Source organism: Tenacibaculum soleae (genome assembly GCF_001693415.1).
Taxonomy (GTDB): domain Bacteria; phylum Bacteroidota; class Bacteroidia; order Flavobacteriales; family Flavobacteriaceae; genus Polaribacter; species Polaribacter soleae.
This window is the reverse complement of sequence record NZ_MAKX01000008.1, coordinates 1-3,117: the sequence shown is the minus strand read 5'-3', so window position 1 is coordinate 3,117 and position 3,117 is coordinate 1. Positions and strand designations below refer to the sequence as shown.

Below are 3,117 nucleotides of genomic sequence, written 5' to 3'. Positions count from 1 at the left end.
TTCGAACCTAATTTTATTCGAGCTTCAAATAATCCTTTATGAGTTTTCATTGGTGCCAAATACGTTTTCGGCACGTGCTGATAAGTTTCGATTATTTCAATGACCTTAAATATCTTGTCTTGAACTTTTTTCGGTTGAGCAAGTAGAAACTCCTCGAAATAATTTTTATATTGTATTACTTGCCTAACTTTTTCCATTTAGACAAAGGTAACTTAAAAGTTACTATTTTCAAAATATTTCAAAAGTTAAATTTAAAGTCCGGGTGTTTTTGGGTATGTTTTACAACGGTTTTGTGTATGGATAGTTGCGTGGTTTCAACAACTAAGTTAGCAAATAATTACCAAATAGAAAATCCGCGAGGATTTTCGTAAACTGGCTCGAAAGAGCAATTATTTATACACGTTGTTAGCTACAGTTTATATTAAGTTAATATTTCAGTTTTATTTTCCACGTAATCTTATTCCAAATCCGTTTTTTAAAAATTCAGATGCACTTTCCAAATAGTTTTGTTCAATATCTTGATCTCCTTTCAGAACATAATGGAGCATTTCTTCACGTCCAGTTTTTAAATCCGTTAAGATAATTTCAAATCCATAATCCACAGGATGATATGAATTCAGAATAGTTATTTTCTTTTTGGTGATTTCGTTTTCAAATTCAAATTTATCAGAATAGTCATGAGTGATAATATTCGGTTTTTTAAATTCAAACTCAGAAACAAGAAATTGAAAGTGTTTTTCAGTTTTCTCAATAAAAATCTTTCTTTTCAATTCGTAAGTTTCTCCAGGTGTCATTTTTTTCTCATAATTGTAGCTAACGGCTTAGGCTAAGGTTAGTATGGGATTAAATAAGCATTTAATTTCGGATTAAGCGATTAGCCAAAACTTTTTATTTTGTTTTACTTTTTCTATTCTAAAACCAAATCAAAAGATTTGGCGGACTTTATAAAAATACACTAAACTTTGGATTAAGCACCAAAACCCGTATTAATTTTAGCCATTGTTGTACATAGTTTTTATAATCTTACTTTTCGTTTTAATTTTATTCCTTCAAAGCAATTATGTTTTTCGTCTATTAGGTTTTCTATATTGAGGTTTTCAATAAAGTCATACTTTATAACTAATTTTTCTAATTTCGGGTAAACAATACAATTATAAAAAGTTAAAAATAATTCAGGTGTAGACATCTGAGCTTGAGCAAAATTAGCATAAGAGCGAAATTCTTTTTCAATTTCTGCTATTTCAGCTTCTGTTTTATCCTTTTTTCTTTCAATTTCCTTTTCATTAAGAAAATTTAAAATATGATATAGATGTCTAAAATAATGACCTATAACAAAATGATGTCTATTTAAAAAAATATTATAAATAAGCTTAGCATTTTCTTTATCAGAATTTAATTTCGATTTCTCCCAAACTTTTTTTTCAATTTTATATGTAAATAAATTATAAGCTTGCTTTCTTTGTTCAAATAAAAATATTGATTCCTCTTCTGATTGAGGTTCAATTTCATCTTCATAAGCATATTCCATTATGTCATTCCAACTAGTATATTGGAGATAATCTTTATGCTTAAGTGAGTCGTTTATTTTTTTTAGTTCTTTTCGGGATTCAATAAAAAAATCGCGTCCATTTAATTCTTTAGATAATTCTTCTTTATAATTTTTTAAATTCCAAACTGTAGAATTAATCTCTAATGCAATTTCTCTTTGTGTTTTTACCAAATTAAAATAAGTTGTCTGAAAATTTTGGTCTTTAAATTCTTCTCTTGTTTCAATTAATTCTTCTCTCTGAAGAGATAATTCCTTTTGTTGAAAATAAATTGATATAATTATTCCTGTTAGTGCTAATCCAGAGAAAAGAGAGTTAATAAAACCAAATTTATCACCGAAAGCACCTCTCTCAGAAATGATTCTGGATATATCTTTTTGAGGCATACAATCTGAATATGGGAATTTACTATTCGTATAATACCAACTCAATAACCAAAGGGATATAATTATAAATAAGGCTCCAAATATTATTAATAATTTGTAATCTTTCTCTTTTTTTTTCATTTTTTAATTATGTACAACGGTTTTGGCTAGGCTTTGTGCGGGAAGAAAAGGAGCAGAGCCTTTTCGAACACGCACCTAAGCCGAAGCTTTTTGTTTGGTTTTGTTTTTTTGATTTCACAAAGCCAAATCAACAAGATTTGGCGACTTAGTAAATATACACAAACTTTTGAGAAAGCACAGAACCCGCATGAAGTTTAGCCGGTGTTGTGCTTAGTGTTTATTCCAATATATAAAGTCCTACATTTTTAGCTTCCTTTAATAAAGGTTCAATTTTTTCTCTGTCAGTATACCATATGATGTTTGTCCAATCCCATTCTTCGGCATACACTGCTGAATATTCAGGCAATAAAAAACTATATCTTCGTCCACTTTGAGACCATAAATTTTCAAAATCACATTTCCTGATAACGTCTTTTAACGAAGTTGGTTTTTGAATATGGAATCGATAATGTCTTTTATATCTCCATTTGTACAGTTCAGTTTGGTTATAAACACTTTCTATAAAGGATTTAAATTTTTGTCTCCGATTTTTAAGTTCTTCTGAATCTTCATCAATGAAAATTTTATTTTCAGCTTCTTCTTTTGATAACCAATGGTCAAATACACAAATGAAAATTTTCTTATAGATTCCACTTTCAATAAAAGAGTCATCTTCTTCAATTAATCTTTTTAATTCAGGAAGTCTTTTATTAATTCGTTTAAGTTCTATTTCAAGAATATTTATGTTCATTTATTCGTTTTTCTCGCATTAAGCACAACGTTGTTGTATAAGATTAGTTGCGTGATTTAAGTACTTTAGTTAGCAAATAAAACACAAATAGAAAGTCTGCGAGGACTTTCGTAAGTAGGCTAGATGTAAGCAATTAATTTTATACGTTGTTGTAAAATCGTACTTTATGTTAGACTTCGATTGAAATATTAACTTTTCCTCCAAGTCCTTTTTCTACGATGTCAAATAATGTTTTTAAAGTCAGATTACTGCCATTATTTTCCACACGAGAAATGTAAGTCCGTTTTTTGTCAATTATAATGCCAAGTTGTTCTTGAGTCAGACTTGAGTCAGA

Annotated in this window: 4 protein-coding genes; all 4 read right to left on the bottom strand. The window is 28.6% G+C overall.

Translation table 11 applies throughout. From position 1 onward, the window contains the following. Window positions 1-440: 440 nt before the first annotated feature. Window positions 441-794, bottom strand: a complete 354-nt coding sequence (locus BA195_RS09555; protein WP_068704872.1) for a hypothetical protein — start codon at window positions 792-794, stop codon at window positions 441-443. A 221-nt stretch (window positions 795-1,015) separates the two neighbouring features. Next, the gene (locus BA195_RS09550; protein WP_068704870.1) at window positions 1,016-2,053 is read right to left on the bottom strand and encodes a putative phage abortive infection protein; all 1,038 of its coding nucleotides are present in this window, start codon (window positions 2,051-2,053) and stop codon (window positions 1,016-1,018) included. A gap of 217 nt (window positions 2,054-2,270) precedes the next feature. Continuing rightward, window positions 2,271-2,783 (bottom strand): hypothetical protein, encoded by a 513-nt coding sequence (locus BA195_RS09545; protein ID WP_068704869.1) that lies wholly within the window; start codon window positions 2,781-2,783, stop codon window positions 2,271-2,273. A 169-nt stretch (window positions 2,784-2,952) separates the two neighbouring features. Next, window positions 2,953-3,117: helix-turn-helix domain-containing protein (locus BA195_RS14555; RefSeq protein ID WP_141677684.1), on the bottom strand; the 165-nt coding region annotated here is incomplete at its 5' end.

Coding starts and splice junctions, on each gene's coding strand:
- BA195_RS09555 (WP_068704872.1), bottom strand. CDS start 794: ATGACACCTGGAGAAACTTACGAATTGAAAAGAAAGATTTTTATTGAG.
- BA195_RS09550 (WP_068704870.1), bottom strand. CDS start 2,053: ATGAAAAAAAAAGAGAAAGATTACAAATTATTAATAATATTTGGAGCC.
- BA195_RS09545 (WP_068704869.1), bottom strand. CDS start 2,783: ATGAACATAAATATTCTTGAAATAGAACTTAAACGAATTAATAAAAGA.